Source organism: Escherichia sp. WS1118 (genome assembly GCF_046487695.1).
In the GTDB taxonomy this organism is placed as follows: Bacteria; Pseudomonadota; Gammaproteobacteria; order Enterobacterales; family Enterobacteriaceae; genus Escherichia; species Escherichia coli.
This window is the reverse complement of the sequence record NZ_JBJQIZ010000008.1, coordinates 144,206-170,566: the sequence shown is the minus strand read 5'-3', so window position 1 is coordinate 170,566 and position 26,361 is coordinate 144,206. Positions and strand designations below refer to the sequence as shown.

Sequence of the window (26,361 nt, the reverse complement as noted above, 5' to 3'; positions counted from 1 at the left end):
TTGTAAAAATAATCAATAGAACAGCAACTTTAAATTTGACAATCACTTTATTTTATAGTTAATATTAAAGAGTAAATAAATAATTACTCCAAGATATTTTATTTATACTCTGTAAAGAGACCTGAATACGAAATCAGGTCTCTTTTTATTTCATCATTAACAAACATTCATTATCTCAATGAATTATTTTATTGATTACAAAAAATAACTCTGTAATATTTGCTCTATTGCTACTTGTTTCATTTAGGGAAAAATTATGACAGCAGCTTGGCTATCATCCTGTACTTCCACCATACAAAACTTCGTCGAAACATCTACACGGCTACATCATGATAAACTGGTTTTAACACTTCAGGAACAAATTGATTTCGACTATCAGATTAATTTACGGCTTGATTTTCGCGTTGAAGCTATAAGGCACAGTCAAGCAGGACGGGTTACAGCAACACGAAATAAGCTTATCTTTTTCAATCTGCTTCAATACGCCGAAGCGCTCAAAGCAGAGACCCGTGCTGTACTTTCACGGCAAGAAACGTTGAGGGAGGCTCGTTCATTACTCCTTTCGCATTCTTATGGACAGATTTGTGATGAAACCAAAATATATTCCCATCCTCAACACCTTTGCCTCACGGAAAACTGCTCTGGCTGCAATGGTCGCGGGCAGGTCAATTGTTCCAGTTGTCATGGCTCAGGAAAGACTACATGCTTTAGTTGTGGTGGTAGTGGTCAGGTAATGGCTCAACGTAGCTATTATGATCATTACTCTAAGCAAACACGCACTGAGAGCTATTATGAAGGCTGCTCATCTTGCGGTTCCAGTGGACGGAGAAGGTGTAATCATTGTAGTGGTTCCGGGAATCAACAGTGTTCTCCATGTAAAGGCACCGGAGAGATAACACAGATTACACAATTGAATAGTATAGCTGTACCAAAGTATCAGTTGGTATTTTTCAAACATGACGTGCCAACGTTTATTAAAGATGGCCTTTACAAAGCAGGTATTCCCAAACTTGCTCAATTTGGTGAGGTTAAGCTGCTGAAGGACAGTGTGAATGACGAAGGATACCACGTAAATTTTCTCTATAATGCTTCCGTTCCTTTCGCTCGATTTAACAGCTCGCTACCTCAAGCGGGAAATCAGCAAATCCACTGGATCATTTATGGTGTAAAACCACAGATACTCGATGCCGGACATGTAATTGAGCTATTGCTTAAAAGCGATTTACATAATCTTGTCTATAGCGCAACAAAAAATAAATTGCTTAATCCTTTTGTCGCATCATTTAGCCGAAAAACAATCCGTACCTTCATGGCTTCCGAAGCTCATCAAGACATGTTAGAAGCTAACAGAAGTGGAAAATCCGGGGAAACACTACGTGAAGAACTGAACCGGGGATTTACTACAACATATCTTGATGAAACCTTAAACAGTCTTAAGGCTATAATGTCCGCAATTCAACGCTGGTCAGTTTTTAAATGGGCTATTATCAGTTCATTTATAATGTACATGGTTATGCCGATCTATACCGCGTTTAATCGCTATTGGGAGCAAGATGCAAAAAACATTTATATGACACCTATTAGCAAATGGAATACTCAACAAGAGTTATTATCTTCTCTTAAATTGATTATACAGCATTGTGGAGTATTAATTATAATTATAGCAATAATAATACCCGCGTTGGGGTATGCTTGGCGACGCTTATGGGTAAGATGGCGCTTGAATAAACAATTATTAATGTGGAGCCTTGATAAAGGAATTTTGCGTAGTAAATGGTTTTTAAGCTTGTTACTCGCCAGTGTATTCTCCCTAGCGTTATTACTGATTAACCCTATCTGGATGACACAAGATGGACTCCTTTTTGGTATTTATCCTGTTGATAAACCTGTTCATTGGATGCTAAAATTTTTATATACCCTAACCAAATAAATAAATAGTATTAATAGTTTTTCTAATGAACTTAATTCGCTAAGATAAAGTTAAGTTCATTATATTAAAACAATATACATATTCCTTGTTAAAATAATAAAAATATTTATCTTACCAATTTCACAGAAAAGGTATTTTATCATATTCCACCTCAATATTCCTCATGCTCCTTAATATGAATTTTAAAGATGCCTATCGCTTTTGGCAATGATCTGTTAAGTAAACCATTAATCTCCTGTGATGCTTTTCCGTTTCTGACGACCACGATATATCCAAGAGTCAGATCTTGTCTTATCATTGGATTCAATGGTTCTATACCTATGCTAATCCCCGTATTTTTGTATTTAGCAACCGGATACCCAACTGAACTATGGATAACAATACTACCGCTATCTGCAAGCCTTGATAACATTCTGTCGCTGTATATCGCTTTTCTTAAATCCTCTAAAACAGGGATATAGTGTTTATCCATGTTTCCTGTCAAAGCTGTAGGCAAGTAGATTTTTGTTTTTATTTTTCGCATGATATTTTTCCTGTTATTGTTTTTATTTAATACCATGCAACTAATAATAATATCAAAAATATTTATTATATTTTATAGGTGTTTTATAACATCTGTGATTTTATAGTTTCTTCACTCATCTGCGTGAGTTCTGAAACCAATCGAATATAAATATTCTTTAACCTGTGTTTATCGCAACGACTTGCAGACTCTGATAACAGATAATGACTATAATTATTGACACAAATGTTGTTGCCGTTTTCTAGGGTTAATTTCAATCCGTGTTCTGTATCTTCTACTTTGCTTACAATACAGATCATAAATGGTGTTTTGTCATGTGGATGAAAGAGTGTGATCATTTTGATATTATTCATTATATTTTCCTTTTTTTATTTATTACTGTTTAATACTCTATCGCAAGCGTAAAAATCAAATATATTTTTATTTATGATTTTACCAATAATTATTTAACTTCTTATTGAAAAGATCTTTATCTCTGTGCTTACGCACGGCTACGCCCTAAAACTGACATTTTGTATTTTATTTTACTATTATGGGTAATAAGCGAATGTATTCGATCATAGTCAGATCTATTTTCCTTTTAACTTTTAATTCGGATCCTATGTTTGAACATAGCATTCCCCTCTGACATATAGCATTTGCTCTTAAATGTATAGGAATACTATATCTTTAGTAGCAGCACTTCGTGATTGTTGGCAACAATCACTTTGCTGGACAGGGCTTGCCCCTGTTAAAGATGGATTTTTCAATTGATAATTTTTCCCATATAAATTACTGTCTGTAATCAGTTATAAGAGCTTTAAGCGTGAAGATGGTTATATGTGTTATCTTTCAGATCCCAAAGCCTTACCACGCTTCCTGTGCGGTTTATTAACAGTTTATAGAACACTATTACTTATATTTATTGATATTTATTCTTACCTGATACATTCAATTATTTTTTTGAAAATACATACATTGTGCTGGCGCACGGCTACGCCCCTGACACTGGTTTGAAACTATTTCACTTGTTCTTTTATAATTTATTAATTTTTTTTCAATGGAAAACAAAGCGACCAGTATAAAGATCATTCCCTCCACCACATTAGAATTCAGATCCTATGCGAACATAAAATCTTCCCTCTGACATATAGCATTTGCTCTTAAACGCATAGGAAAACTATATCATTAATAGCAGCACTTCGTGATTGTTGGCAACAATCACTCTGCTGTAAAGGAGCTTGTCTCCGATAATGATGGATTTATCCAAAAAAAGATCGCGTCGTAGACGCTAATAAAACAAAAGAAATCTTAATTACGCTCTCACAATAAAAGCAGCGGTTCGTGATTGTTCGAAACAATCACTTCGCTGATAGCAGTTATTAAGGAATACAATAGCCCCTGTAAAACCACTAAAACATAACGCAAAAGTAAAACTGGACTCTCTTAACTTCTTACTAATTATTTAATTATAAGCATAGTCCCGGACCAGTAAAATCGCGGCTTCACAACTTTTTTTCCTATGTTCGAACATAGCAAACTCCTATGTTCAAACATAGATCCGTCCTATGTTCGAACATAGCAAGATCTATGTTCGAACATAGTTTTTTTAACATATAACATTGTCATAAGAATATACTTTCTATTTTATTTATAGTTCTACTATTGACTTTCATTTTTTTGCATAGTATTAAAATAGATATAACAAAAATAATAAGAGGGAATAATATGAATACACCAGATGCTGATCTATTACACTTATTTGAATCATTAACTACCGAGCAAAAGATTGATATCGCAAGACGCTTACTACAAAACAAAGAAATAAAATCAACAACAGTTATTTCTTCTGAGGAAGATAAAGCTATTTCGTTTTCACAACCTTATGTATTTGCTTTTACTTCCAACTTTCGTGTTTTCTCTGATCTTGATATATCCAAGAATGAATTCCGTGTATTAACCTATATTTTGGAGTATATGGAGTTTGGAAATCTGATCAATCTTTCACAATCATCGCTGTGTAAAGCATTGAATATCGCCTCCGGTAATATGTCTAACATTTTTAAAAAACTCAGACAGAAAGGAATACTTGTAGAGCATCATGGTCATCTCTATATCAACTCTAACATTTTCGCAAAAGGGATGAGTCATCAACTGGATCAGAAACGTAAAGAACAGTTAAGCAACGCTCGCAATCTTTGTGCAGAAATAGAACAGTATCCAGAAAGTTATTCAGCTATGTCAAAAAGTGAAAGAAGAACCCTATCCTTAGAAACTGAAACAAAAGAAATCTATTCTGACGCATTTGTTTTCAGTAAGAAGAAAAAGAATAACGCTGTTCCTAATCCCAATAACAGCCTACATATTGATAAACCACGAAAAGTATATAAAAGAACAAAGGAAAATGAGGAAGCAAGAAGAAACGCTGTTGACGCAGACTCTCATATGCAGAAAGTATCCTGATAAAATAACAACAACAAGGAAATAACAATGAAAAAACTACCCGGTTCGCTTGAGATTAAGCTCCACAAAAAACTATCCAAGAGTGATATACTAAATATATTGGCTGAGCAGATGACCATGCTTGAGGAAACATTTGGCATTCAGGAGTTTAAGATTTTCTCTTATCTTGAATGCTATATTGGAGATAAGAAACAAGCATTATATTACAGAAGTCGCAATAGTTCTGTAGCCACATTCAAATTAAAGGGTCTTGAATCCCCTGTAAACACGGCTAAACTCATATCAAAAGAAAACGGACAACGTATTGTTTCCTTTGCTAAAGAACTGGATATAGACAGAATATCTGCTACAGTCCAAAATATACAAAACAATAATCCTTATCGTGGGTGGTCTGAAGGTATCAGTGTTGTTCCTGCCTCAATCATTAGTAAAATAATTGAAGTGGATATAATACGCGCGCAGGAAGAACAAGGCAGACTTTATCGTATTGAAGAACAGCTCAAGAAAGAAGAACAAATACGCAAAGCGAAAGAAAGAGAGGAGTATGAACGACCTTTAAAGGCTTTTATTTCTTCAAAAATAAAAGAAAGTGGTTTATCTGAGAAGGATTTCAAAAAGCAGGTTTGTTCAAGCTGCGACTATCTGAAAGATCGCGCCACAAAATCAAGATACTTTACTGAACGACCGGACTTATTAGAAAAATATTATAATGAAAGATTAATTCGTTTCTCGATAAAAGGCACTGATGGTAAAGTAGGTAAAATAGAAATTTATACAGATACAGGTGAACTTATTTTTGAACAGTATAAATCCAAGTAATATTTTTATACCTACGCCAATTTGACACTTACACCATATCTCGTAATATAAATATATCCACTATTTTATCTACGAGGTATTTCTTATGAGAAAAGTAAAAACAGACAACAGTGATTTAATCGAATACGTAAATACAATCAAAGAGCTAAAAAATCATATTTCGATAGAAGAATACAGAAATGAATATCGCAAGCTGCGTTCCGATGATATTCCATTGGTTAAAGCTCAGAAATTTAAGTCTGCCCATACCGAACTTCGCAGGCTGGAAAAAAAGAGAGAGTCTCTTATTGAATACTTTATTGACGAGTTAAATCCCATCAGCAGTTCAAAAGCTAACACATCAGCAAGATCAACTGGTAATCTCGATTTATTTAACGAACGCGTGTTATACCGTAAGGCTATTTCAGAAAAAAGTGATGAAGAAATAATAGCCTTGGTCATAAAACAACGCACAGAAGCCGCTGTTGAGTTCCAACGTTCAATTGAACAGAGTCTTGAGCAACTATCTCGTATCTCGTCAGAGTTCGAACCATCAAACCAAAAGCGCAGGAAAATGTCTCTTTAAAACGACTCTATGCTATTCGTGTGAAATGTGATGTATTAGATTGCTTATGCAATAATGTTTACTATATTATTTACTGACTGTTTTTTTTGATTTTTCCAACAGCACCGTAAGCATTATTTTTATTAATCGCCCCTTTTAAAACACCGGATAACATACTATGAGTGAAGCTCTTAAGGCACTGAACAATATTCGTACACTTCGCGCACAGGCTCGTGAAACAGATCTGGCAACTCTGGAAGAGATGCTGGAAAAACTCACCACAATCGTTGAAGATCGCCGTGAGGAAGAAAATTCAGCCCGTAAAGAACAAGAAGAACGTCAGGCTAAACTGGAAGCCTTCCGCCAGAAACTGTTAGAAGACGGTATCGATCCTACAGAACTACTCGCTTCCGTTGGTTCATCCCAGCCTAAAACCAAATCAACTCGTGCTCCTCGTCCTGCTAAATACAAATATACAGATGAAAACGGTAATGAGCAGACTTGGACGGGTCAGGGCCGTACTCCTAAAGCAATCGCCGCTGCTATCGAAGCTGGTAAAACGCTGGAAGACTTTGCAATCTAACCGCTACAGCATATCCGGGCTTCACTTGTTCTCAAGATAACAGGCCCGGAAAATATTCGAATATTCATCCAAGACTATCCCAGTCAGGCAGGTTGTTAACGACCTTTCGCCACCAATGATACGCAGCCATAAGAACACCAAAACAAATACCTGCGACGACGCTTGAGACAAATGCAGTGCCCGGTTGTATCCCTGTATCCTTCCAAGTAAAAAACCACATACAGATCCCCCATGCCGGACCAAACCATCCACCCATCAACAAAGTGATTTGCCAGAATGAGGCAAAAGGTAGCGGTGGTATCTTGAGTCCAGCTTTCCATGCGAGGTGTAGCAAAGGAGGGGCATAATTACTTCGCCACATCCTCTTGCTTTCCATGATGGCAATAGCGTGTTTCTTTTTAGCTTCAAAGCCCATACGGTTCCCTCCAGCTCCACCTTTACTCATCTATCTATCGATAAAAAGCCACAATAGACAATAATGATTATCAATTCCATGTATGTAAGTCGAAAATAACTCAAATAGTCATTCCTTTAGATCTTCTGGCGAAACCCGGTCACATGCCATTTTCTCAAGCATTCTTTGTAATCTTTTCATTTTCAACTTACGCGCTTTTTTCTCACCAATCTCCTGATAGTATTCTTCACGACGTTCTTTGACCACGCTCCTAAAATTTTTCAAAAGCTGTTCAAGTGTTTTGATGTCAGTAGTTGCGGCTTCCGCTTGGATTTTTTTATACATATACATCACATGAAATTCATCGATCATTTTTTAGCTCCTTGAATAGACAAATAATATTTGTTATCAGCCCCAAGAAGGGGCCGATAGACGTCAGAATATATCAGCATATTGATTCCGCCAGAACAGTGTAGTGCATTTTGGCTAATGCCTGCCTAACCTCTTTAAAATCCACCTCAGATAGTTTTTCAGCCGCGTTCTTTTTCCATGCTTTTTTCAGAAGATGCTTTTCAGCATTTCTCATCGCCAGATCGATTAGCTTACAAACAAACTCATGATCCATTACATGCGTTATAATCATATTGCTGGTCGTTTTATCCTTTGAGTTAAAAAGCTCCGCATAGATATGCAAGGACACAACATAAAAGATTTCAGTGTTTTTATTTTTAAATGTATTCATTGGATTTTCCTTTTGGTTAATATTAAAAATGAAATGCTGTAGTATTAGCGGTATACACACTTATAGATAATCCAAAGCTGACGAAGGTGTTTCTTTACCTTACTGTGGCTTACTTCTCCATAAATCCGATTCCTTTTACCTTCTTCGGTGTCATCATAAAAATGATATCTCGTTTTTTTAATGATACTTTCCATAATGTCATTCATATTATATTTATTGTTGATAAAATAATAAAAATCATCTGGTGCATTACTTCGCAATCCGTCCATATAGTTCCTGAAATAACATTCGGCTTGTTCAATAAACAGTTTTGTCGTAATAAGTTCTATCTTCATATTTTTCTCCATTATTGCTTAGGATAATAGGATGCCCTGAGCGAACAGATATCTATTCGACACGAGATCTTGTTTCTGTTTTTATGCTGCGTTCTGGCGTGAGTGTCGAATAGTCGCTTCAATCCATTCATCAATCTCACTTTCAACAAAAGCGACACACCTCGGACCTATTTTTACTCTGTCTGGAAAGTTTCCTTCCTTAATACGTTCATATAAAGTCGTGCGACTAAATCCCACTCGATTTAAAACATCAGGAACGCGGATAAATCGTTTTACACTGGTTTCACTATTTTCTTTCATTGTCTGTCCTCTATTATTGTAAGTAATCTCTATGAGATTTCGCTTTTCTCTATGTTGTTTCGACGTGAACAATGATAGCGATTTTGCTTATGGTAATTTAGGGGCGTTCATAAAAGAGTTTTATGAAAAAATAGAAGGGAGGTGAATGGAAAAAGATTCGTTAATGCTGAATGCGATCACGTTCGCACGGAGCGAACGTAACCCTTTTTACTTGGCTTATTTTTTCTTATTCCTGTCATCTTCTACATGCTTTTCAACAGGGGAGTCTTTCAAGTGGTTGTTTTCCATCATGTAATCTTCAAGCGATTTCAGATAGCTCGCATCCGTCAGAAAAGCCATTGCTAACGGGTAGTCCGTTGCCTTTAGCATTCCTTCATCACGATCGTTGTCGCTGTCCTCGTGAAGCAGCGAGGAAATCAGTGAAAGCGGGATTTTAATGCCGTTATCTTCTCCCCAGAAGATCAGGTCCATCATCGGGATAAGACGATATTCAATGATTTTTCTGAACGTGCTTTTGCCGAAACGATACTCTCTTGGAGCTGGAGACGTCATCTTTAGCTGTCTCTTCCATTGAGGGATCAGCACTTTCAGATGTTCAATGATTTCTTCAGTTGATGCCTCTTCCAGATGAATATCGACAGTAATACGTGAAAGATTATTAAGTGATGTCTCTTTTAGATACTCAGACAGAAATTCAGACTGGCTTAACCCAGAGAGTTCAGGTGTGGCTTCGGTTAATGCCAGCGTTTTCGCATAAAATTGCGCATGGCTTCGTGTCGTAGGGTTTACCGCGTAGGTTCTGGCAAGCTCATGTCCAAGAGTAGCGGTATCACCACTGAAAAAGATTTCACCGCTGAGGATCTTGTTGCGGTAATCATCCAGCATTAATCGGTTAAAGGTAGGTATGGTGTTCCGGCTCAACAACATTCTGTAAGCCAAGATGCGCCGCTCAACCTCAACATAAAACTGCTGTAAGGTGAGTTTCTCTATCGCCTCATAGCGTTCCACATCAAACCATGCTTCCAGTGCTTTCCTGATTTCACTTCTTTTCATCCATCCTCCAACAATCCATTTCCTTTGATATATCTTCACAGGATCCGTTTGGAACAATTGAAGTTCAACTGTTTTGTCATCAGAGACGGGGGAATGGCTAAGTTGTTGTTAAGAGTGTGAACTCGAGAGCATAAAAGTGGATGCCCGACGCGCGGCAAAATGGTAAAAAACAGCATCAGTAGTAAGAAAAATTGAGCGAGAGAAAGGAATTTTAATGCAGGGATTTATGCACGACAAAATCAAAAATGCTTTGTAAGTGATTGATTTTGTTGAATGATTGGCGGAGAGAGGGGGATTTGAACCCCCGGTAGAGTTGCCCCTACTCCGGTTTTCGAGACCGGTCCGTTCAGCCGCTCCGGCATCTCTCCGTTCAGATGGTTGCCATGATGCCAGGAAATTTGGCATTTTAACAGTCCCTGTCCGTGCAATTTTGTTCAAGTGACGAGTTTGCGAGCAAAACGATGATTAAGTGGCCCTGGAAAGTACAAGAATCAGCACATCAAACTGCCCTTCCCTGGCAGGAAGCACTATCGATCCCCCTTTTAACGTGTCTGACAGAACAGGAACAAAGCAAATTGGTCGCTATTGCCGAACGTTTTTTACAGCAAAAACGGCTTGTTCCTTTACAGGGCTTTGAGCTGAATTCATTAAGAAGCTGCCGGATAGCACTTCTATTTTGCCTGCCCGTTCTGGAGTTAGGACTGGAATGGCTGGATGGTTTTCATGAAGTCTTAATTTATCCTGCGCCATTTGTGGTCGATGATGAATGGGAAGACGATATCGGTCTGGTGCATAACCAACGTATTGTTCAGTCAGGTCAGAGCTGGCAGCAAGGGCCTATCGTTTTGAACTGGTTGGATATACAAGATTCTTTTGATGCTTCTGGTTTTAACCTGATTATTCATGAAGTCGCTCATAAGCTGGACACCCGTAACGGCGATCGCGCCAGCGGAGTTCCCTTTATTTCGTTGCGTGAGGTTGCTGGCTGGGAACACGATCTTCATGCTGCAATGAACAACATTCAGGAAGAAATCGAATTAGTTGGTGAGAATGCGGCGAGCATTGATGCTTATGCTGCCAGTGATCCTGCTGAATGTTTTGCCGTACTTTCTGAATATTTCTTTAGCGCCCCAGAACTTTTTGCTCCTCGTTTCCCTTCATTGTGGCAACGTTTCTGTCAATTTTATCAACAAGATCCTTTGCAGAGACTGCATCACGCTAATGATACAGACCCGTTTTCGGCGACGAATGTTCATTAATTAACAACTTTGCAGATTAATTAACCAATTGAAATGGCTTATGAAATTTAGTGTTGACAGACAAGGTACCGCTAAGTAATATGCGCCCCGTTCTCACGATTCCTCTGTAGTTCAGTCGGTAGAACGGCGGACTGTTAATCCGTATGTCACTGGTTCGAGTCCAGTCAGAGGAGCCAATTTTCTGTTTTCATGCATCCTTGCGAATCTTTATCTGATGTTGATTCAACAGGTTAGTGTGAAAACTCTTCTCGGTGCATTTTGATTTTACCCTACGCATCGGGAAAAATTGGTGGTCAAATCTGGGGTCAGGTTAGTTCGATAATGGAGTGACCCCCATATATCCCTTACCGACGCAAAAATCCGCACCCTCAAGCCTTCTGATAAACCCTTTAAAGTCTCCGATTCTCACGGTCTGTATCTGCGGGTCAAGCCGGGTGGCTCCCGCCACTGGTATCTCAAATACCGTATTAGCGGTAAAGAATCCCGCATTGCGCTGGGCGCCTATCCAGCCATCTCCCTGTCTGATGCGCGACAGCAACGTGAAGGTATCCGTAAAATGCTGGCGCTGAATATCAACCCGGTACAGCAGCGGGCTGCTGTACGTGGCTCACGAACACCGGAGAAAGTTTTTAAAAACGTGGCGCTGGCGTGGCATAAAAGTAACAGGAAATGGTCGCAGAACACCGCCGACCGTCTGCTTGCCAGCCTGAACAATCACATCTTTCCGGTCATCGGGAACCTACCTGTATCAGAACTTAAACCCCGTCATTTCATTGACCTGCTGAAAGGGATCGAGGAAAAAGGTCTGCTGGAGGTTGCGTCCCGCACACGGCAGCACCTGAGTAACATAATGCGCCATGCGGTCCATCAGGAGTTAATCGATACGAACCCTGCAGCAAACCTTGGCGGCGTGACCACACCTCCTGTCAGACGGCACTATCCTGCCCTGCCGCTGGAGCGGCTGCCTGAACTGCTTGAACGTATTGGGGCATATCATCAGGGCCGTGAACTGACCCGGCATGCCGTTCTGCTGATGCTGCATGTGTTCATTCGCTCCAGTGAACTGCGTTTCGCCCGCTGGTCAGAGATTGATTTCACAAACCGAGTCTGGACGATACCCGCGACGCGAGAACCCATTATTGGCGTGCGTTATTCCGGCCGCGGGGCAAAAATGCGAATGTCGCATATCGTCCCCCTCTCAGAACAGTCCATCGCCATTCTGAAACAGATTAAGGATATCACCGGTAATAATGAACTGATCTTCCCCGGCGACCATAACCCGTATAAGCCAATGTGTGAAAACACGGTCAATAAGGCACTGCGGGTGATGGGTTACGACACGAAAAAGGATATCTGCGGTCACGGCTTCCGGGCAATGGCATGCAGTGCGCTGATGGAATCGGGTTTATGGGCAAAGGACGCAGTAGAACGCCAGATGAGTCATCAGGAGCGCAATACCGTGCGCATGGCTTATATTCATAAGGCAGAGCACCTGGAAGCCCGCAAAACGATGATGCAGTGGTGGTCGGATTATCTGGAAGCATGCCGAGAATCTTATGCACCGCCTTATACAATTGGTAAAAATAAGTTTATCCCATAGTATACTAACGAATCCCACACTCTGGCAAATTACCACCACCTCCACAAGAGGTGGTTCTATATAGACTTTTATCAACTTCATGACGAAAAACACCTATTTTATCCCAAAAGAAGACAATAGAGTCACAGAGGAATCAAAGAGCGACTCAATTGTCTTTGGACAGTCTGGTTGTGAGGTTAGAAAACAGTTACTCCTACACCATTAAATAGGGCGCAATGCTCGCTAATTTCTCCCGGGTTTCTGTCAGTTCGCGTTCCGGCGTAGATTGCGCGATGATTCCCGCCCCCGCCTGTATCCAGCAGCGCTGGCTATCCTGAAATACGGAACGCAGAACTAGCGCCGCATCAAAGCGCGTATCGTCCAGCAGCAGGATTGCGCCGGAATAAAGCTCTCGCGGCGTCTTCTCAATTTGCATAATCGCGTTCAGAGCAGCATTTTTAGGGATACCTGAGGCGGTAATCGACGGAAACAGCACGGTAAACGCATCCCAGGCATCCTTGTTTTCCGCAAGCTGACCGCTCACGCCAGACCCCAGATGCTGAACGCTGCCGCGCTGGCGAACCGACATTAAATCTTCAACCACCACGCTGCCCGGCTGGCAAACGGCCTCCAGTTCAGCAATAGCTTCTTTGACAGAAAGGATATGCTCAAGCACCTCTTTACTGTCGTGCAGCAGTTCTGCCTCTTTCGCCTTATTATGCTCCGGGTTTCCCATGCGATCGCGGGTGCCCGCAAGCGGTTCAGTGACCACTTTATTGCCCGTCACTGACATCACCAGTTCCGGGCTAAAGCCCAGCGCTTCGCGTCCTTCCTGACGGAACATAAACGAGCGCACAGGCGTGTTTGCCTGCCGCCCGTATAACAGCGTGGCGGGCATATCAATCCGCGATGGCAGGGGAATGGCGCGCGAGACAATCACTTTGACATACTCGCCACGGCGGATCTCCGCAACGGCGCGCGCAACCTGTTGTTTATATGCCTCACCATTGAGGGCGGTATCCACCGCCAGTGGTGCGTTCTGCGTCGTTGTACCGGCCTCTTTTACCCACTCGCACAAACGTCGGCACCCGTCGGCGGAGTCCGCATAAACGGTGACATTTCCCTTTTCAAAAATAAGTTCTTCACGGGGAACGGTTAACGTCAGCAGCGGCCACTCCCCGGCGTTAAAGGCAATCCCCCGCGCATGCGCCGCAAAGTTGAACCCAACCTGTCCATATACCCGACGTCCTTTCACCTGAGGATGCGCCATAAAACGACGCGCGCAGTCGGCAATGGAATCCACCGCCCATTTTTGCTCCCCGGCATCATCAATAAATGTCGCCTGCGTTCCGTCGGCATTAATGTGCAGCCGTGCCTGGCACCCTTTGCCTAAATACCAACAGGGTTGACGCTCATAGACATAACACTCTTCTTCTGCGAACTGGCGTAAAACGCCAGAAATCGTCGGTAGCCATTGTTCCTCTGGTAACGCCAGATGTAGAAATTCACTGATTTTCATCCCTTACCTCTCTGTGTTATTCGCGGATCAATCAATTGCGCTTGTCATCAGTTCTCTTGCCGAATGCAGCCGGATATAAGCAACCCACGCCGCCAGCAACGTGAATGCCCCGGCAAACAGGAAGCAGGCTGCATAGCCAAAATGTTGAGCAACAACGCCACCGATAACGCCTGCCAGAATGGCGATTGCCGCATCAGTACATTGAAAGAGGGTGAAGTCGACACCGGCCTGCAAAGGCGATGAAAGCGACATCAGCGTGGCGTAAAGACAGACCAGCGCGCAGGCCAGCGAAATGGACTGGACAATGACCAGACACTGGAGAATCTGCAGCAGCAGATGACCCGGCGCCATCATGAGCGTCATCACCACCGCCAGCAGCGCGATCCCCTGGACGCCATAAGCCGTCAACAGCGCTCTGCCGGGTGAGGTGTATTTCATCAGCAATCCGCCGGCCAGCGTTCCTGCTATGCCCGCTGCAATATTGCCGCCGCTGAACAGCGCGCCCAATGCGGACATGCTCAACCCATGATCCAACAACAGCGGTGCCAGAAGAGGCAGCACAAACCGCATGCCTGAATTCAGCATCAATACCAGCAGTAAGCCCAGGCGCGCCTGCTTCCTCCTTAGCGCATAACCTAACGCCGGAACATGCGGGATAGTCGCTGTTCGCGTCGGCTCCGTAATGCGCCACAGCGGGAGTGACAGCGCCATAATCAGCACCGCCATCATCAGCATGGCGACAGGCCAGCCGGATGCCGCCGACAGCATCAGGAACACCCCGCCGCCGCACATCATTCCCAGATAGCTGCCGCCGACCTGCACGCTGTTTCCCCAGCCGTAACCCGTGCGGGTCAGTTGATCGACACAAAAGCCGTCGCTGGCGATATCAATGGTGGAGGCGACCGTGCCTGCCACCATAAACAGAACAAATAACGCGACGATTTGCGTATCGGGGAATCCCCCTTCTCGCCCAAACCAGCCAATCGCTGCGGCAATAGTCAGGATCGCCGCTAGCGCGACCTGACCACGCAGGATTAACATGCGGGAACGGCGTTCCTGGCTACCGGGCGGAAGCCGCCAGCGCTCGATCCACGGCGCCCAAATAAACTTCAGCGCCCAGGGCAGCATAAACAGGGTTGTCGCACCGGCAAGCGCCAGCGAACCGCCAGCAGCGCGCACCAGCGCGGGTAAGGACTGCATAGACAGCGCCGATACCAGACTCTGCGTCACATAGACGCCGGCAATAGCAAAAATCACCCGCCCGGTCGTCAACGTCAGAGGTTTCACATTCGACTGAACATCACTCATGCACCCACTCTCCAGACGCGGCCCCCCCGTCGTCGCGCCACACGCGCGCGGCCATTTGCGCCTGCCACAGCGCCTGATAACGTCCATGATGTGAGAGCAATTGCGCATGAGTACCCTGCTCAACCACCTGTCCCTCTTCCATCACCAGAATGTTTCCGGCCCCGGCGATGGTGGATAAACGGTGAGCGATGATAATCACCGTCCGGTTGTGAACCAGGTTATCGATCGCTTTTTGCACCGCCAGCTCGCTTTCAATATCCAGCGCGGCAGTCGGTTCATCGAGAATGACGACCGGCGCGTTTTTCAATAACGCTCTGGCAATGGAAATCCGCTGGCGCTCGCCGCCCGATAGCTGGCCGCCCATCTCTCCCATTGGCGTCAGCCAGCCTTGCGGAAGACGGGAAATAAACTCAAGGCACTGCGCCGCGCGGGCGGCCTCTTCTACCTCCTGCCGCGTCGCCTGTGGGCGCGCGATACGGATATTCGCCAGCAGCGTGTCATCAAACAGCCAGACATCCTGGAAAACAACAGAAATTAGGCTATTGAGCTGTTCCGGCGTCAGGCGGCGAATATCGACGCCGCCAATAGAAATCTGCCCTTGCTGCGGATCGGCATAGCGCATTAACAGTTTGGTGACGGTAGTTTTGCCTGCGCCGGAGGCACCCACCAGCGCGCTCATACTGGCTGCCGGGAACGTCAAAGAAACATGATTAAGCGCGTGGCCGTCGCCTTCTTCGTAGCGATAGCTGACGTTGTCAAAGCGGATATCGTAACGTTCCGGCATCTCGCTTTGCTCTGCGACGGGAAGCGGTGCTATCGCCATAAACTGCTCAATCCGTTGCAGGGCGCTGGCGATCAGTTCCACAACCGAGGTGTAGCTGATAAACATCGCCATCGGTTCTGCGAAGCGCATAATCATCGCGACGGCGGCAATCAAAAAGGCGAGGTTCAGAGTGCCCGTCACTACCCAGACGATCCCGGATAACACCACCACCTGTAGGCCCAACTCCACGACGCTGGCGATCAGCATCGTCGCGCCAGCGCCCTGACGGTGAGTGCGGGTCTGTAAGTTTTCCAGCGCATTGAAATGCGCCAGCAGCGCCCGGCTTTTATCGGCATCGCTGCCGCAGGTGCGCAATACCATCATCCCCTGAGCAAATTCAACGATATCGCCGCTCAGACGCTGGTGCGCTTCCCCCAGCGTCTGCATTTGTCGCCGCATCGCCGGGCGGCGCCAGTAATAAAACGGCACCAGCAGAGGGAAGATCAGCAACATCACCAGCCCCAGCCGCCAGTCTATCCACAATGTCGCCAGCGACGCCGTCAGCGGCGTGACAATGGTGAGCAGCAAAATATTGGCTATCGCAATAACATAATTGAGGTTTTCATCCACGCTGCCCAGCAGCAAGGCGTTCATTTCACCCGCCCTGCCGCGCTGGAGCTTCTCCAGCGGCACGCGGCGTAACTGCTCGCCAAGTCGCAGGCGCAACTCATGGGTAGCCTGCGCCAGATGACCACGGTATTCAAAGCCCAGGCCATACCAGCGTAGCACCAGCGTCACAATTGCGGCGACGCTGAAGGCCATAGCCCAGTTAAGAAGTTGCGGCGCGTCTCCCCGTAACAGCGCATCAATGATCGGATAAAGACAGGCAAAGGCGATCCCCTGCATGAATGCCGCCAGCAACAGCGCCAGCATACTGCGTCGCAGCATCCTGGCCTGACTGCCAACGCTGGAGATAAGCTGGCGCCAGATGACGCGCCAGGCCAGGTTATCCGCAGGATTATTGTCTTTCATTTTCCACCACCTCTTCCTGTGTTCCACCCGGCACCCAATGCTGCGCCTGCTGATAGTGTTGCCAGAGCCGTTGATACAGGCCGCCCTGCGCCAACAGTTGCGTATGGTTCCCCATTTCCCTGAGCTGTCCGTCGGAAAACAGCAATATCACATCGGCCTGAGTCACCATTGAGAGACGATGCGCGACCATGATGACCGTCCGGCCACGCATGGCCGCCGCGAGCGCCTTGATAAGCGCCGCTTCGTTTTCCGGGTCAGCAAACGCCGTCGCCTCATCGAGCACCAGGATGGGGCGATCCTGCAAAAGCGCCCGGGCGATAGTAATGCGCTGCCGCTGGCCGCCGGAGAGAAATACCCCACGTTCCCCGACTCGAGTGTTGTAACCTTCTGGCAGAGCGCTAATAAAATCATGGGCCTGCGCCACTCTGGCCGCCGCTATAACCGCCTCCAGCGGCGTATCCGGCGCGCCCAGACGAATGTTATTGGCTATCGTGTCGGCAAAAAGGAAGTTGTCCTGAAACACAAACGAGAGTTGCTTCATCAGGGTGTCCGTCTGCATATCACGCAGATCCACGCCGCCAATACGGATATGGCCTTTGTCCGGGTCGGCGTAACGCAGCAGCAAGCGCGCCACGGTGCTTTTTCCGGCGCCGCTTGGCCCGACCAGCGCCACAATTTGCCCGGCAGGCACATGAAAGCTCACCTCCTGCAACGCGGCGCCAGTACGCGCTTGCGGATAATGAAAGCTCACCTGCTCAAAGGTAATGCTCGCCTCTTGCGGCTGCTGGTCAGACTGCGGCAGCGATAACTCCGGCATCGCGAGAACCTGATAAATACGCTGAATGCTTAAACGCGTTTGCGCGACCAGGTTATTGAGCATCATCATTGGCATTACGGCTTCGGCCATTCCGCTGCCCAGCAGTAAAACGGCCACCCACGCGATAAAATCGAAACTGCCATAGTGCAACAGGCCGTATCCCGACCAGATCAGGACAAACAGGGTCGGGAGAGGATTCAGAATCGAGAAGGAAAAACGCGCTGAAAAACCGGCTTTGCGATACCAGGTTTTGAGCACATCGACCCACTCTTCAAGGGCGCGTTGATAGCGCAAAAAACTGGTGCTGCCGCTATCAAACGTTCTCACCACGGGCATGGCCTGCACGAACTCAATAACCGCCGCGCTAACCTGCTCGCGCGCCTTATGATAACGCTGAGCCATATCTTCCGAACGCTGGCGGGCGAGCACGAGAACAATCGATCCAAACGCCAGTACCCCCAGCGTCGCGATTGCCAGCCGCCAGTCCAGCCAGAACAAGATAACGATTGTCGCCAGCGGCATGATGATCGCGCGGGCATAGAGCGGCGTGCTGTCGGCCACAAAAATATGTAACGACTTCACGTCATCCAGCATCACTTTCGCCACTGACCCGCTGCCCATTTGCTGTAACACGCCAGGCGGAAGCTGCAATGCTTTACGGACTAACCTGCTGCGCAGAATGTTCTCCAGATGAAAAGCCGCGTAATGAGAGGTGTTGAACGCCTGTAAGCGCAGAACAAAAGTTAAGACCACGCAGCCGATCACGCCGCCCAGCGGCCAGGCCGGAATAGCGTCAGGCGTCGCGCGAATGTCACGCAGGCTCCACGCCAGAAAAAGGAGCGCCCCCAGGCTGGTTAATGCCGCCAGCCCCGCCAGCGCCATAGCTAAAATAACCTTCCTGCGAACCGGTGTAATCACCTGCCAGAGAGGAAATCGGGACAGCGATTCAGTATTGGATGATTGAGATGACATGGGAGTAACTGAATTTCCTGATGAATTTTTACGGACGCCAAAAACGACAATTCAGGGTGGCGTTCTGAGAATTAATGTGAATAATAACCATTATCAATAACTCATCTACCCCATTCGGTTCTATTTATACCCGCATTGGTCTAAGCCACAGGGAGATAACCAGGTCATGATGGAGTCACCGCAAACGCAATCTGAAATCTCTATTCACCAGTTGGTGGTCGGGAAACCTGCAAACGATGGCAATATTCCTGCTCAGTGTGAACTGCTGCGCTGTTCGTTGCAGGAAGGTATGGATATTTTGCTCTGGAGGGGCCATTTTGCGCGGCCTGAGACGTTGCAGCTACACGACGATCTGGGCAGGATTAACTTCTCGTGCATCCTGGAAGGCACATCGCGCTTTGCGATTCAGGGACTCCGGCGTCACACCGACTGGGAGCTTGCGCGCAATCGCCATTACATTACCCATACGCCAGACTGTCGCGGCAGCGCCTCCTATTGTGGCCGATTCGAGAGCATTACCCTCTCCTTCAGCCCTGAAACCCTCGCGCTGTGGGTGCCGGATATTAGCGCGGTCATTAAGAATAAGATCGACTCCCACTGCTGTTGCCAGCAGCACCGTTGTAATGCTGAAACCCACTTAACGGCTCAGGCCTTGCGTCACGCGCTGATGCGCATGCACGGCGGCTTCAGTCATGAACAAAAGCCGTCGACGCTATGGTTGCAGGGGCAAAGTCTGGTCATGCTCAGTCTGGTGCTGGATGAACATCGCGAAGACGCCAGTTGCCTCTCCTGCCACTTCAACCCGATGGAACGCCAGAAACTGCTGCGGGCGAAGGATCTGCTGCTGGCTGATCTGACGCAAGCGCCGGGCGTCGCGGAGCTGGCCAGAGAGTCCGGTCTGAGCGTTCTCAAAATTAAGCGAGGCTTCCGCGTTCTGTTCAACAACAGCGTCTATGGCCTGTTTCAGGCTGAACGAATGCAGGAAGCCAGAAGACGCCTGGCCAACGGCAATACCTCCGTCATGACGGTGGCGGCCGATCTGGGCTATGCCAACGCCAGCCATTTCTCTGCCGCCTTCCAGAAACAGTTTGGCGTAACTCCTTCGACCTTTAAACGCGGGATGTAACCGGGGTCGCGCCCCCCTAAACTCCTCCCTGACAGAGGCCCGGATACCCCATCCGGGCCTCTGTTCTTTCCGCCTGTTACCAACCCGAAACGGGCATAAATAAACCCGTTTCGGGTAGCATCCAGTTGTTAATAATTATTATTCTCATATAAGTAATGCTTTTCGGTAAGACGTGCCATCAGGAGGAAGAATGATTTCTGGCGCACCATCTCAGGATTCGCTGTTACCGGACAACCGCCACGCGGCTGATTACCAACAATTACGCGAGCGGCTCATACAGGAACTGAATTTAACGCCGCAGCAGTTACATGAAGAGAGCAACCTGATCCAGGCCGGCCTGGATTCCATAAGATTGATGAGATGGTTACACTGGTTTCGTAAAAATGGCTACCGCCTTACCCTTCGCGAGCTGTATGCCGCCCCCACGCTGGCGGCATGGAACCAGTTAATGCTCAGCCGGTCGCCGGAGAACGCGGAAGAAGAAACGCCGCCCGACGAATCATCCTGGCCGAACATGACCGAAAGTACCCCCTTCCCATTGACGCCAGTACAGCACGCCTACCTGACGGGCCGCATGCCGGGGCAGACGCTTGGCGGCGTGGGTTGCCACCTGTATCAGGAGTTTGAAGGCCATTGTCTGACGGCGTCGCAGCTGGAGCAGGCCATCACGACCTTGCTGCAACGCCACCCAATGCTGCATATCGCCTTTCGCCCCGACGGGCAGCAGGTCTGGCTACCGCAACCTTACTGGAACGGCGTCACCGTTCATGATTTACGCCATAACGACGCTGAAAGCCGCCAGGCCTATCTGGACGCACTGCGCCAGCGCCTGAGCCACCGTCTTTTACGCGTGGAAATCGGCGAAACGTTTGATTTTCAGCTGACGCTCTTGCCGGACAATCGCCACCGCCTCCATGTCAATATTGACCTGCTGATTATGGATGCCTCCAGCTTTACGCTTTTCTTCGATGAGCTTAACGCCCTGCTGGCCGGAGAATCGCTGCCGGCTATCGACACCCGCTATGATTTCCGCTCGTATTTGCTGCACCAGCAGAAGATCAATCAACCACTGAGAGACGACGCGCGCGCTTACTGGCTGGCGAAAGCATCGACGCTTCCCCCCGCGCCCGTCTTGCCGCTGGCCTGCGAACCCGCCACGCTACGTGAAGTCCGTAATACCCGACGCCGCATGATTGTCCCGGCAACACGCTGGCACGCCTTTAGCAACCGGGCCGGCGAGTATGGCGTGACGCCGACAATGGCACTGGCGACCTGTTTTTCTGCCGTGCTGGCTCGCTGGGGCGGCCTGACGCGTCTGCTGCTTAACATCACCTTATTCGACCGCCAGCCGCTGCACCCGGCGGTTGGCGCGATGCTTGCCGACTTCACCAATATTCTTCTGCTGGATACCGCCTGCGATGGCGATACCGTCAGCAACCTGGCGCGTAAAAACCAGCTCACGTTTACGGAGGACTGGGAGCATCGCCACTGGTCCGGCGTCGAATTACTCCGTGAACTCAAACGCCAGCAGCGCTACCCCCACGGCGCCCCGGTGGTATTTACCAGCAATCTGGGGCGTTCCCTCTACAGCAGCCGCGCAGAATCGCCGTTGGGCGAGCCGGAATGGGGCATCTCGCAAACGCCGCAGGTCTGGATAGATCATCTGGCGTTCGAGCATCACGGCGAGGTCTGGCTACAATGGGACAGCAACGACGCGCTGTTCCCTCCGGCGTTAGTCGAAACATTGTTCGACGCCTACTGCCAGTTGATTAACCAACTCTGCGATGACGAAAGCGCCTGGCAAAAGCCGTTCGCAGATATGATGCCCGCCAGCCAGCGCGCGATACGCGAACGGGTCAACGCCACCGGCGCCCCCATTCCCGAAGGCTTGCTGCATGAAGGCATTTTCCGTATCGCTCTGCAACAGCCGCAGGCGCTGGCGGTAACGGACATGCGTTATCAGTGGAATTATCATGAGCTGACAGACTATGCCCGCCGTTGCGCGGGCAGGTTAATCGAGTGCGGGGTTCAGCCCGGCGATAATGTGGCTATCACGATGTCGAAAGGCGCAGGACAACTTGTTGCGGTTCTGGCCGTCCTGCTGGCTGGGGCGGTTTACGTTCCGGTTTCGCTGGATCAGCCTGCCGCACGGCGCGAGAAAATCTACGCTGACGCCAGCATCCGGCTGGTGCTCATTTGTCAGCACGACGCCAGCGCCGGGTCAGACGATATTCCCGTCCTTGCCTGGCAGCAGGCCATTGAGGCGGAGCCGATCGCCAACCCGGTAGTACGCGCCCCCACGCAACCGGCCTACATTATCTACACCTCCGGCTCTACCGGTACGCCGAAAGGGGTAGTCATTTCTCACCGGGGAGCGCTTAACACCTGTTGCGATATCAATACCCGCTATCAGGTTGGCCCGCATGACAGGGTGCTGGCCCTCTCCGCCCTACATTTTGATTTATCGGTTTACGACATTTTTGGCGTACTGCGCGCGGGCGGCGCGCTGGTGATGGTGATGGAAAATCAACGGCGCGATCCTCACGCATGGTGTGAGCTGATCCAGCGCCATCAGGTCACGCTCTGGAACAGCGTCCCGGCGCTGTTCGATATGCTGCTGACCTGGTGTGAAGGTTTCGCCGACGCCACGCCGGAAAACCTGCGCGCAGTGATGCTTTCCGGCGACTGGATCGGGCTTGACCTCCCCGCCCGTTATCGGGCCTTCCGGCCACAAGGACAATTTATCGCGATGGGCGGTGCCACCGAGGCGTCTATCTGGTCTAACGCCTGCGAAATTCACGACGTCCCCGCCCACTGGCGCTCCATCCCTTACGGTTTTCCGCTAACCAACCAACGCTACCGGGTGGTGGATGAACAGGGCCGGGACTGCCCTGACTGGGTGCCGGGTGAATTATGGATTGGCGGCATTGGGGTCGCGGAAGGCTATTTCAACGATCCCCTGCGTAGCGAGCAGCAATTTTTGACGCTCCCGGACGAGCGCTGGTATCGCACCGGCGATCTCGGCTGCTACTGGCCAGATGGCACAATCGAGTTCCTCGGTCGTCGCGACAAGCAGGTCAAAGTCGGAGGATATCGCATCGAGCTGGGCGAAATCGAAAGCGCGCTCAGCCAGCTGGCGGGGGTGAAACAAGCAACCGTTCTGGCGATCGGCGAAAAAGAAAAAACGCTGGCGGCATACGTTGTTCCTCAGGGCGAGGCTTTTTGCGTTACCGATCATCGGAACCCGGCACTGCCGCAGGCGTGGCACACGCTTGCGGGAACGTTGCCCTGTTGCGCCATCTCGCCAGAGATCTCCGCAGAACAGGTAGCCGATTTCCTTCAGCATCGCCTGCTAAAACTGAAGCCGGGTCACACCGCTGGCGCCGATCCTCTCCCCCTGATGAACTCACTCGCTATCCAGCCGCGCTGGCAGGCCGTGGTGGAACGCTGGTTAGCATTTCTGGTGACACAACGGCGACTGAAGCCCGCTGCTGAAGGTTATCAGGTCTGCGCTGGTGAAGAACGCGAGGATGAGCACCCGCACTTCAGCGGACATGATTTAACGTTATCGCAAATTCTTCGCGGTGCCCGTAACGAACTGTCGTTACTGAACGACGCGCAGTGGTCGCCGGAAAGCCTGGCCTTTAACCATCCGGCCAGCGCCCCGTATATTCAGGAACTGGCGACAATTTGCCAACAGCTTGCACAGCGCTTACAGCGCCCGGTGCGCCTGCTTGAGGTGGGAACCCGCACTGGCCGCGCCGCAGAATCGCTGTTAGCACAGCTCAACGCCGGACAGATTGAGTATGTCGGGCTTGAGCAGAGCCAGGAGATGCTGCTGAGCGCCCGGCAGAGGCTCGCCCCCTGGCCTGGCGCCCGTCTGTCCCTCTGGAATGCAGACACGCTGGCGGCGCACGCTCACTCGGCGGACATTATCTGGCTTAATAACGCCCTGCATCGTCTGCTGCCGGAAGATCCCGGGCTCCTTGCGACATTACAACAGCTTGCCGTTCCCGGCGCGCTGCTCTACGTGATGGAGTTTCGCCAGTTAACGCCGTCCGCCCTACTCAGCACGCTCCTGTTAACCAATGGGCAGCCGGAGGCCTTGCTGCATAACAGCGCCGACTGGGCGGCATTATTTAGCGCGGCCGGCTTCAACTGTCAGCATGGCGATGAGGTCGCGGGGTTACAACGCTTCCTCGTACAATGTCCTGACAGGCAGGTGCGCCGCGATCCCCGTCAACTTCAGGCCGCCCTCGCCGGGCGTCTGCCGGGGTGGATGGTGCCGCAACGGATCGTCTTCCTCGACGCCTTACCGCTGACGGCTAACGGGAAAATTGACTACCAGGCGCTGAAGCGTCGTCATACCCCTGAAGCGGAAAACCCGGCCGAAGCGGATTTACCCCAGGGCGACATTGAAAAACAGGTTGCCGCCCTCTGGCAGCAACTCTTATCAACTGGCAATGTCACCAGAGAAACCGACTTCTTCCAGCAAGGCGGCGATAGCCTGCTGGCGACCCGTCTGACCGGGCAACTTCATCAGGCAGGTTATGAAGCGCAATTAAGCGACCTGTTTAATCATCCCCGGCTGGCGGATTTTGCCGCCACGCTGCGGAAAACCGACGTCCCGGTCGAACAACCATTCGTCCACTCCCCTGAAGATCGCTACCAGCCCTTTGCGCTTACCGACGTGCAGCAGGCTTACCTGGTGGGGCGTCAGCCGGGCTTTGCCCTGGGCGGCGTCGGCTCACATTTCTTTGTTGAATTTGAAATTGCCGATCTGGATCTCACCCGGCTGGAGACGGTCTGGAACCGATTAATCGCCCGCCACGATATGCTACGAGCCGTCGTGCGTGATGGACAGCAACAGGTGCTCGAACAGACGCCTCGCTGGGTAATACCCGCACACATCCTCCATACGCCTGAAGAGGCGTTGCAGGTGCGCGAAAAACTGGCCCATCAGGTACTCAACCCCGAAGTCTGGCCGGTATTCGATCTCCAGGTCGGTTACGTTGACGGGATGCCCGCCCGCCTGTGGCTGTGTCTGGATAACCTGTTGCTTGACGGTCTGAGCATGCAGATCCTGCTGGCGGAGCTGGAGCACGGCTACCGCTACCCGCAACAGCTGCTTCCGCCGCTGCCCGTCACCTTCAGGGATTATCTGCAACAACCCTCGCTACAGTCGCCCAATCCAGATTCTCTGGCATGGTGGCAGGCGCAGCTTGATGATATTCCTCCGGCGCCTGCGTTGCCGCTGCGCTGCTTGCCTCAGGAGGTTGAAACACCGCGCTTCGCCCGCCTGAACGGCGCACTGGACAGCACGCGCTGGCATCGGCTGAAAAAACGGGCGGCTGACGCCCATCTCACCCCGTCGGCCGTACTGTTGTCGGTGTGGTCAACGGTTCTCTCTGCATGGAGTGCACAGCCTGAGTTCACGCTTAACCTTACGCTTTTCGACAGGCGACCGCTGCACCCGCAAATCAACCAGATTCTGGGCGATTTCACCTCGCTGATGCTGCTGAGCTGGCATCCCGGCGAAAGCTGGCTGCACAGCGCGCAGTCACTACAGCAGCGGCTGAGCCAGAACCTCAACCACCGCGATGTGTCAGCCATCCGCGTGATGCGTCAACTGGCGCAACGGCAAAACGTGCCTGCCGTTCCGATGCCCGTCGTCTTTACCAGCGCGCTGGGCTTTGAGCAGGATAACTTCCTCGCCCGGCGTAATCTGCTCAAACCGGTCTGGGGCATCTCCCAGACGCCGCAGGTCTGGCTCGATCACCAGATTTATGAATCCGAAGGCGAACTGCGCTTTAACTGGGATTTTGTCGCCGCGCTGTTTCCTGCCGGGCAGGTGGAGCGCCAGTTTGAACAGTATTGCGCATTGCTAAACCGAATGGCCGAGGATGAAAGCGGCTGGCAACTGCCGCTCGCCGCGCTGGTGCCTCCCGTTAAACACGCAGGGCAATGCGCAGAGCGCTCACCGCGCGTATGCCCTGAGCACTCTCAGCCACACATTGCGGCGGACGAGAGCACCGTCAGCCTGATTTGCGACGCCTTCCGCGAGGTGGTTGGCGAGTCTGTCACGCCCGCAGAAAACTTCTTTGAGGCGGGCGCAACGTCGCTGAATCTGGTGCAACTGCACGTTTTGTTACAACGTCACGAATTTTCCACCCTGACGTTGCTTGACCTCTTCACCCACCCTTCTCCTGCTGCCCTGGCCGATTATCTGGCCGGCGTCGTCACGGTGGAGAAAACAAAACGACCTCGCCCTGTTCGCCGTCGTCAGCGGCGGATATAGCGCGAAGCAAACTGATTTTCCCC

General features: G+C 49.1%; 21 protein-coding genes and 2 tRNA genes. 10 read left to right on the top strand and 13 right to left on the bottom strand.

All coding sequences use genetic code 11. The annotated features are described in order from the left end of the window. Positions 1-256 precede the first annotated feature (256 nt). Positions 257-1,930, top strand: a complete 1,674-nt coding sequence (locus ACJHYO_RS15240; protein ID WP_137569846.1) for a hypothetical protein — start codon at positions 257-259, stop codon at positions 1,928-1,930. Between the two features lie 151 nt (positions 1,931-2,081). On the opposite strand, the gene ACJHYO_RS15235 is transcribed toward ACJHYO_RS15240, so the two are convergent. Together ACJHYO_RS15235 and ACJHYO_RS15230 are read right to left on the bottom strand one after the other, a co-directional pair. Next, positions 2,082-2,453 carry a hypothetical protein gene (locus tag ACJHYO_RS15235; protein WP_085455398.1) on the bottom strand — a complete coding sequence of 124 codons (372 nt, stop codon included), beginning with the start codon at positions 2,451-2,453 and terminating at the stop codon, positions 2,082-2,084. Positions 2,454-2,536: 83 nt separating this feature from the next. Beyond that, positions 2,537-2,806 carry a hypothetical protein gene (locus tag ACJHYO_RS15230; protein ID WP_085455399.1) on the bottom strand — a complete coding sequence of 90 codons (270 nt, stop codon included), beginning with the start codon at positions 2,804-2,806 and terminating at the stop codon, positions 2,537-2,539. Positions 2,807-4,160: 1,354 nt separating this feature from the next. On the opposite strand from ACJHYO_RS15230, the gene ACJHYO_RS15225 reads away from it, so the two are divergent. From ACJHYO_RS15225 to ACJHYO_RS15210, 4 genes are all read left to right on the top strand, one after another. Then, entirely contained in the window at positions 4,161-4,895 is a 735-nt protein-coding gene (locus ACJHYO_RS15225; RefSeq protein WP_085455400.1) for a replication/maintenance protein RepL, read from the top strand. Positions 4,896-4,922: 27 nt separating this feature from the next. Continuing rightward, positions 4,923-5,714, top strand: coding sequence for a hypothetical protein (locus ACJHYO_RS15220; RefSeq protein ID WP_085455401.1), 792 nt, complete (start codon positions 4,923-4,925; stop codon positions 5,712-5,714). An 85-nt stretch (positions 5,715-5,799) separates the two neighbouring features. Further along, positions 5,800-6,279 (top strand): DUF4756 family protein, encoded by a 480-nt coding sequence (locus ACJHYO_RS15215; RefSeq protein ID WP_085455402.1) that lies wholly within the window; start codon positions 5,800-5,802, stop codon positions 6,277-6,279. A 157-nt stretch (positions 6,280-6,436) separates the two neighbouring features. After that, complete coding sequence (locus ACJHYO_RS15210; protein WP_001287374.1) at positions 6,437-6,841, top strand: H-NS family nucleoid-associated regulatory protein; 405 nt, start codon at positions 6,437-6,439, stop codon at positions 6,839-6,841. A 64-nt stretch (positions 6,842-6,905) separates the two neighbouring features. On the opposite strand, the gene ACJHYO_RS15205 is transcribed toward ACJHYO_RS15210, so the two are convergent. The 7 genes from ACJHYO_RS15205 to ACJHYO_RS15175 all read right to left on the bottom strand — a co-directional run bounded on the left by ACJHYO_RS15205 (position 6,906) and on the right by ACJHYO_RS15175 (position 10,033). Next, the gene (locus ACJHYO_RS15205) at positions 6,906-7,256 is read right to left on the bottom strand and encodes a DUF6404 family protein (protein WP_000505229.1); all 351 of its coding nucleotides are present in this window, start codon (positions 7,254-7,256) and stop codon (positions 6,906-6,908) included. 108 nt (positions 7,257-7,364) lie between these two features. Further along, a complete protein-coding gene (locus tag ACJHYO_RS15200; RefSeq protein WP_085455403.1) occupies positions 7,365-7,607 on the bottom strand; it encodes a DNA-binding protein in 243 nt (80 codons plus the stop codon). 73 nt (positions 7,608-7,680) lie between these two features. After that, on the bottom strand, positions 7,681-7,977 hold the full coding sequence (locus ACJHYO_RS15195) for a hypothetical protein (RefSeq protein WP_001091319.1): 297 nt from the start codon (positions 7,975-7,977) through the stop codon (positions 7,681-7,683). Between the two features lie 44 nt (positions 7,978-8,021). Next, the gene (locus tag ACJHYO_RS15190; protein ID WP_085455404.1) at positions 8,022-8,312 is read right to left on the bottom strand and encodes a hypothetical protein; all 291 of its coding nucleotides are present in this window, start codon (positions 8,310-8,312) and stop codon (positions 8,022-8,024) included. Positions 8,313-8,393: 81 nt separating this feature from the next. Next, positions 8,394-8,612 (bottom strand): helix-turn-helix transcriptional regulator, encoded by a 219-nt coding sequence (locus ACJHYO_RS15185; RefSeq protein WP_085455405.1) that lies wholly within the window; start codon positions 8,610-8,612, stop codon positions 8,394-8,396. A gap of 216 nt (positions 8,613-8,828) precedes the next feature. Next, a complete protein-coding gene (locus ACJHYO_RS15180) occupies positions 8,829-9,665 on the bottom strand; it encodes a DUF6387 family protein (RefSeq protein ID WP_085455406.1) in 837 nt (278 codons plus the stop codon). Positions 9,666-9,943: 278 nt separating this feature from the next. Next, a tRNA-Ser gene (locus tag ACJHYO_RS15175) sits at positions 9,944-10,033 on the bottom strand. 93 nt (positions 10,034-10,126) lie between these two features. On the opposite strand from ACJHYO_RS15175, the gene mtfA reads away from it, so the two are divergent. The 3 genes from mtfA (at position 10,127) to ACJHYO_RS15160 (ending at position 12,524) form a co-directional block, all read left to right on the top strand. Continuing rightward, positions 10,127-10,924, top strand: a complete 798-nt coding sequence (gene mtfA / locus ACJHYO_RS15170; protein ID WP_001560529.1) for a DgsA anti-repressor MtfA — start codon at positions 10,127-10,129, stop codon at positions 10,922-10,924. Between the two features lie 100 nt (positions 10,925-11,024). Next, positions 11,025-11,100, top strand: a tRNA-Asn gene (locus ACJHYO_RS15165). A 161-nt stretch (positions 11,101-11,261) separates the two neighbouring features. Further along, a complete protein-coding gene (locus ACJHYO_RS15160; RefSeq protein ID WP_085455407.1) occupies positions 11,262-12,524 on the top strand; it encodes a tyrosine-type recombinase/integrase in 1,263 nt (420 codons plus the stop codon). A 193-nt stretch (positions 12,525-12,717) separates the two neighbouring features. Here ACJHYO_RS15160 and ybtS read toward each other — a convergent pair whose 3' ends face one another. The 4 genes from ybtS to ybtP are packed head-to-tail and all read right to left on the bottom strand — an operon-like array spanning position 12,718 to position 18,824. Continuing rightward, on the bottom strand, positions 12,718-14,022 hold the full coding sequence (gene ybtS / locus ACJHYO_RS15155; protein ID WP_000703040.1) for a yersiniabactin biosynthesis salicylate synthase Irp9/YbtS: 1,305 nt from the start codon (positions 14,020-14,022) through the stop codon (positions 12,718-12,720). 27 nt (positions 14,023-14,049) lie between these two features. Then, entirely contained in the window at positions 14,050-15,330 is a 1,281-nt protein-coding gene (gene ybtX / locus ACJHYO_RS15150) for a yersiniabactin-associated zinc MFS transporter YbtX (protein ID WP_001286281.1), read from the bottom strand. Beyond that, complete coding sequence (gene ybtQ, locus ACJHYO_RS15145; RefSeq protein WP_001608389.1) at positions 15,323-17,125, bottom strand: yersiniabactin ABC transporter ATP-binding/permease protein YbtQ; 1,803 nt, start codon at positions 17,123-17,125, stop codon at positions 15,323-15,325. Before ybtQ ends, ybtX begins: the two co-directional genes overlap by 8 nt. Next, positions 17,112-18,824, bottom strand: coding sequence for a yersiniabactin ABC transporter ATP-binding/permease protein YbtP (gene ybtP, locus ACJHYO_RS15140; RefSeq protein WP_014640167.1), 1,713 nt, complete (start codon positions 18,822-18,824; stop codon positions 17,112-17,114). Before ybtP ends, ybtQ begins: the two co-directional genes overlap by 14 nt. Before the next feature lie 256 nt (positions 18,825-19,080). Here ybtP and ybtA point away from each other — a divergent pair, with 256 nt between their 5' ends. Both ybtA and irp2 read left to right on the top strand, forming a co-directional pair. Then, positions 19,081-20,040: a yersiniabactin transcriptional regulator YbtA gene (gene ybtA / locus ACJHYO_RS15135; RefSeq protein ID WP_000970687.1), complete on the top strand. Its 960-nt coding sequence runs from the start codon at positions 19,081-19,083 to the stop codon at positions 20,038-20,040. Between the two features lie 190 nt (positions 20,041-20,230). Next, entirely contained in the window at positions 20,231-26,338 is a 6,108-nt protein-coding gene (gene irp2, locus ACJHYO_RS15130; RefSeq protein ID WP_094258954.1) for a yersiniabactin non-ribosomal peptide synthetase HMWP2, read from the top strand. Positions 26,339-26,361: the final 23 nt, after the last annotated feature.

Bases quoted from the DNA above. Each gene is read 5' to 3' on its own strand.
- ACJHYO_RS15240 (WP_137569846.1), top strand. From the start codon at position 257: ATGACAGCAGCTTGGCTATCATCCTGTACTTCCACCATACAAAACTTC.
- ybtX (WP_001286281.1), bottom strand. From the start codon at position 15,330: ATGAGTGATGTTCAGTCGAATGTGAAACCTCTGACGTTGACGACCGGG.
- ybtA (WP_000970687.1), top strand. From the start codon at position 19,081: ATGATGGAGTCACCGCAAACGCAATCTGAAATCTCTATTCACCAGTTG.
- ACJHYO_RS15230 (WP_085455399.1), bottom strand. From the start codon at position 2,806: ATGAATAATATCAAAATGATCACACTCTTTCATCCACATGACAAAACA.
- ACJHYO_RS15215 (WP_085455402.1), top strand. From the start codon at position 5,800: ATGAGAAAAGTAAAAACAGACAACAGTGATTTAATCGAATACGTAAAT.
- ybtP (WP_014640167.1), bottom strand. From the start codon at position 18,824: ATGGCGCTGGCGGGGCTGGCGGCATTAACCAGCCTGGGGGCGCTCCTT.
- ACJHYO_RS15190 (WP_085455404.1), bottom strand. From the start codon at position 8,312: ATGAAGATAGAACTTATTACGACAAAACTGTTTATTGAACAAGCCGAA.
- ACJHYO_RS15185 (WP_085455405.1), bottom strand. From the start codon at position 8,612: ATGAAAGAAAATAGTGAAACCAGTGTAAAACGATTTATCCGCGTTCCT.
- ACJHYO_RS15205 (WP_000505229.1), bottom strand. From the start codon at position 7,256: ATGGGCTTTGAAGCTAAAAAGAAACACGCTATTGCCATCATGGAAAGC.
- ybtS (WP_000703040.1), bottom strand. From the start codon at position 14,022: ATGAAAATCAGTGAATTTCTACATCTGGCGTTACCAGAGGAACAATGG.
- ACJHYO_RS15180 (WP_085455406.1), bottom strand. From the start codon at position 9,665: ATGAAAAGAAGTGAAATCAGGAAAGCACTGGAAGCATGGTTTGATGTG.
- ACJHYO_RS15210 (WP_001287374.1), top strand. From the start codon at position 6,437: ATGAGTGAAGCTCTTAAGGCACTGAACAATATTCGTACACTTCGCGCA.
- ACJHYO_RS15220 (WP_085455401.1), top strand. From the start codon at position 4,923: ATGAAAAAACTACCCGGTTCGCTTGAGATTAAGCTCCACAAAAAACTA.
- ACJHYO_RS15235 (WP_085455398.1), bottom strand. From the start codon at position 2,453: ATGCGAAAAATAAAAACAAAAATCTACTTGCCTACAGCTTTGACAGGA.
- ACJHYO_RS15195 (WP_001091319.1), bottom strand. From the start codon at position 7,977: ATGAATACATTTAAAAATAAAAACACTGAAATCTTTTATGTTGTGTCC.
- mtfA (WP_001560529.1), top strand. From the start codon at position 10,127: ATGATTAAGTGGCCCTGGAAAGTACAAGAATCAGCACATCAAACTGCC.
- ybtQ (WP_001608389.1), bottom strand. From the start codon at position 17,125: ATGAAAGACAATAATCCTGCGGATAACCTGGCCTGGCGCGTCATCTGG.
- ACJHYO_RS15200 (WP_085455403.1), bottom strand. From the start codon at position 7,607: ATGATCGATGAATTTCATGTGATGTATATGTATAAAAAAATCCAAGCG.
- ACJHYO_RS15225 (WP_085455400.1), top strand. From the start codon at position 4,161: ATGAATACACCAGATGCTGATCTATTACACTTATTTGAATCATTAACT.
- irp2 (WP_094258954.1), top strand. From the start codon at position 20,231: ATGATTTCTGGCGCACCATCTCAGGATTCGCTGTTACCGGACAACCGC.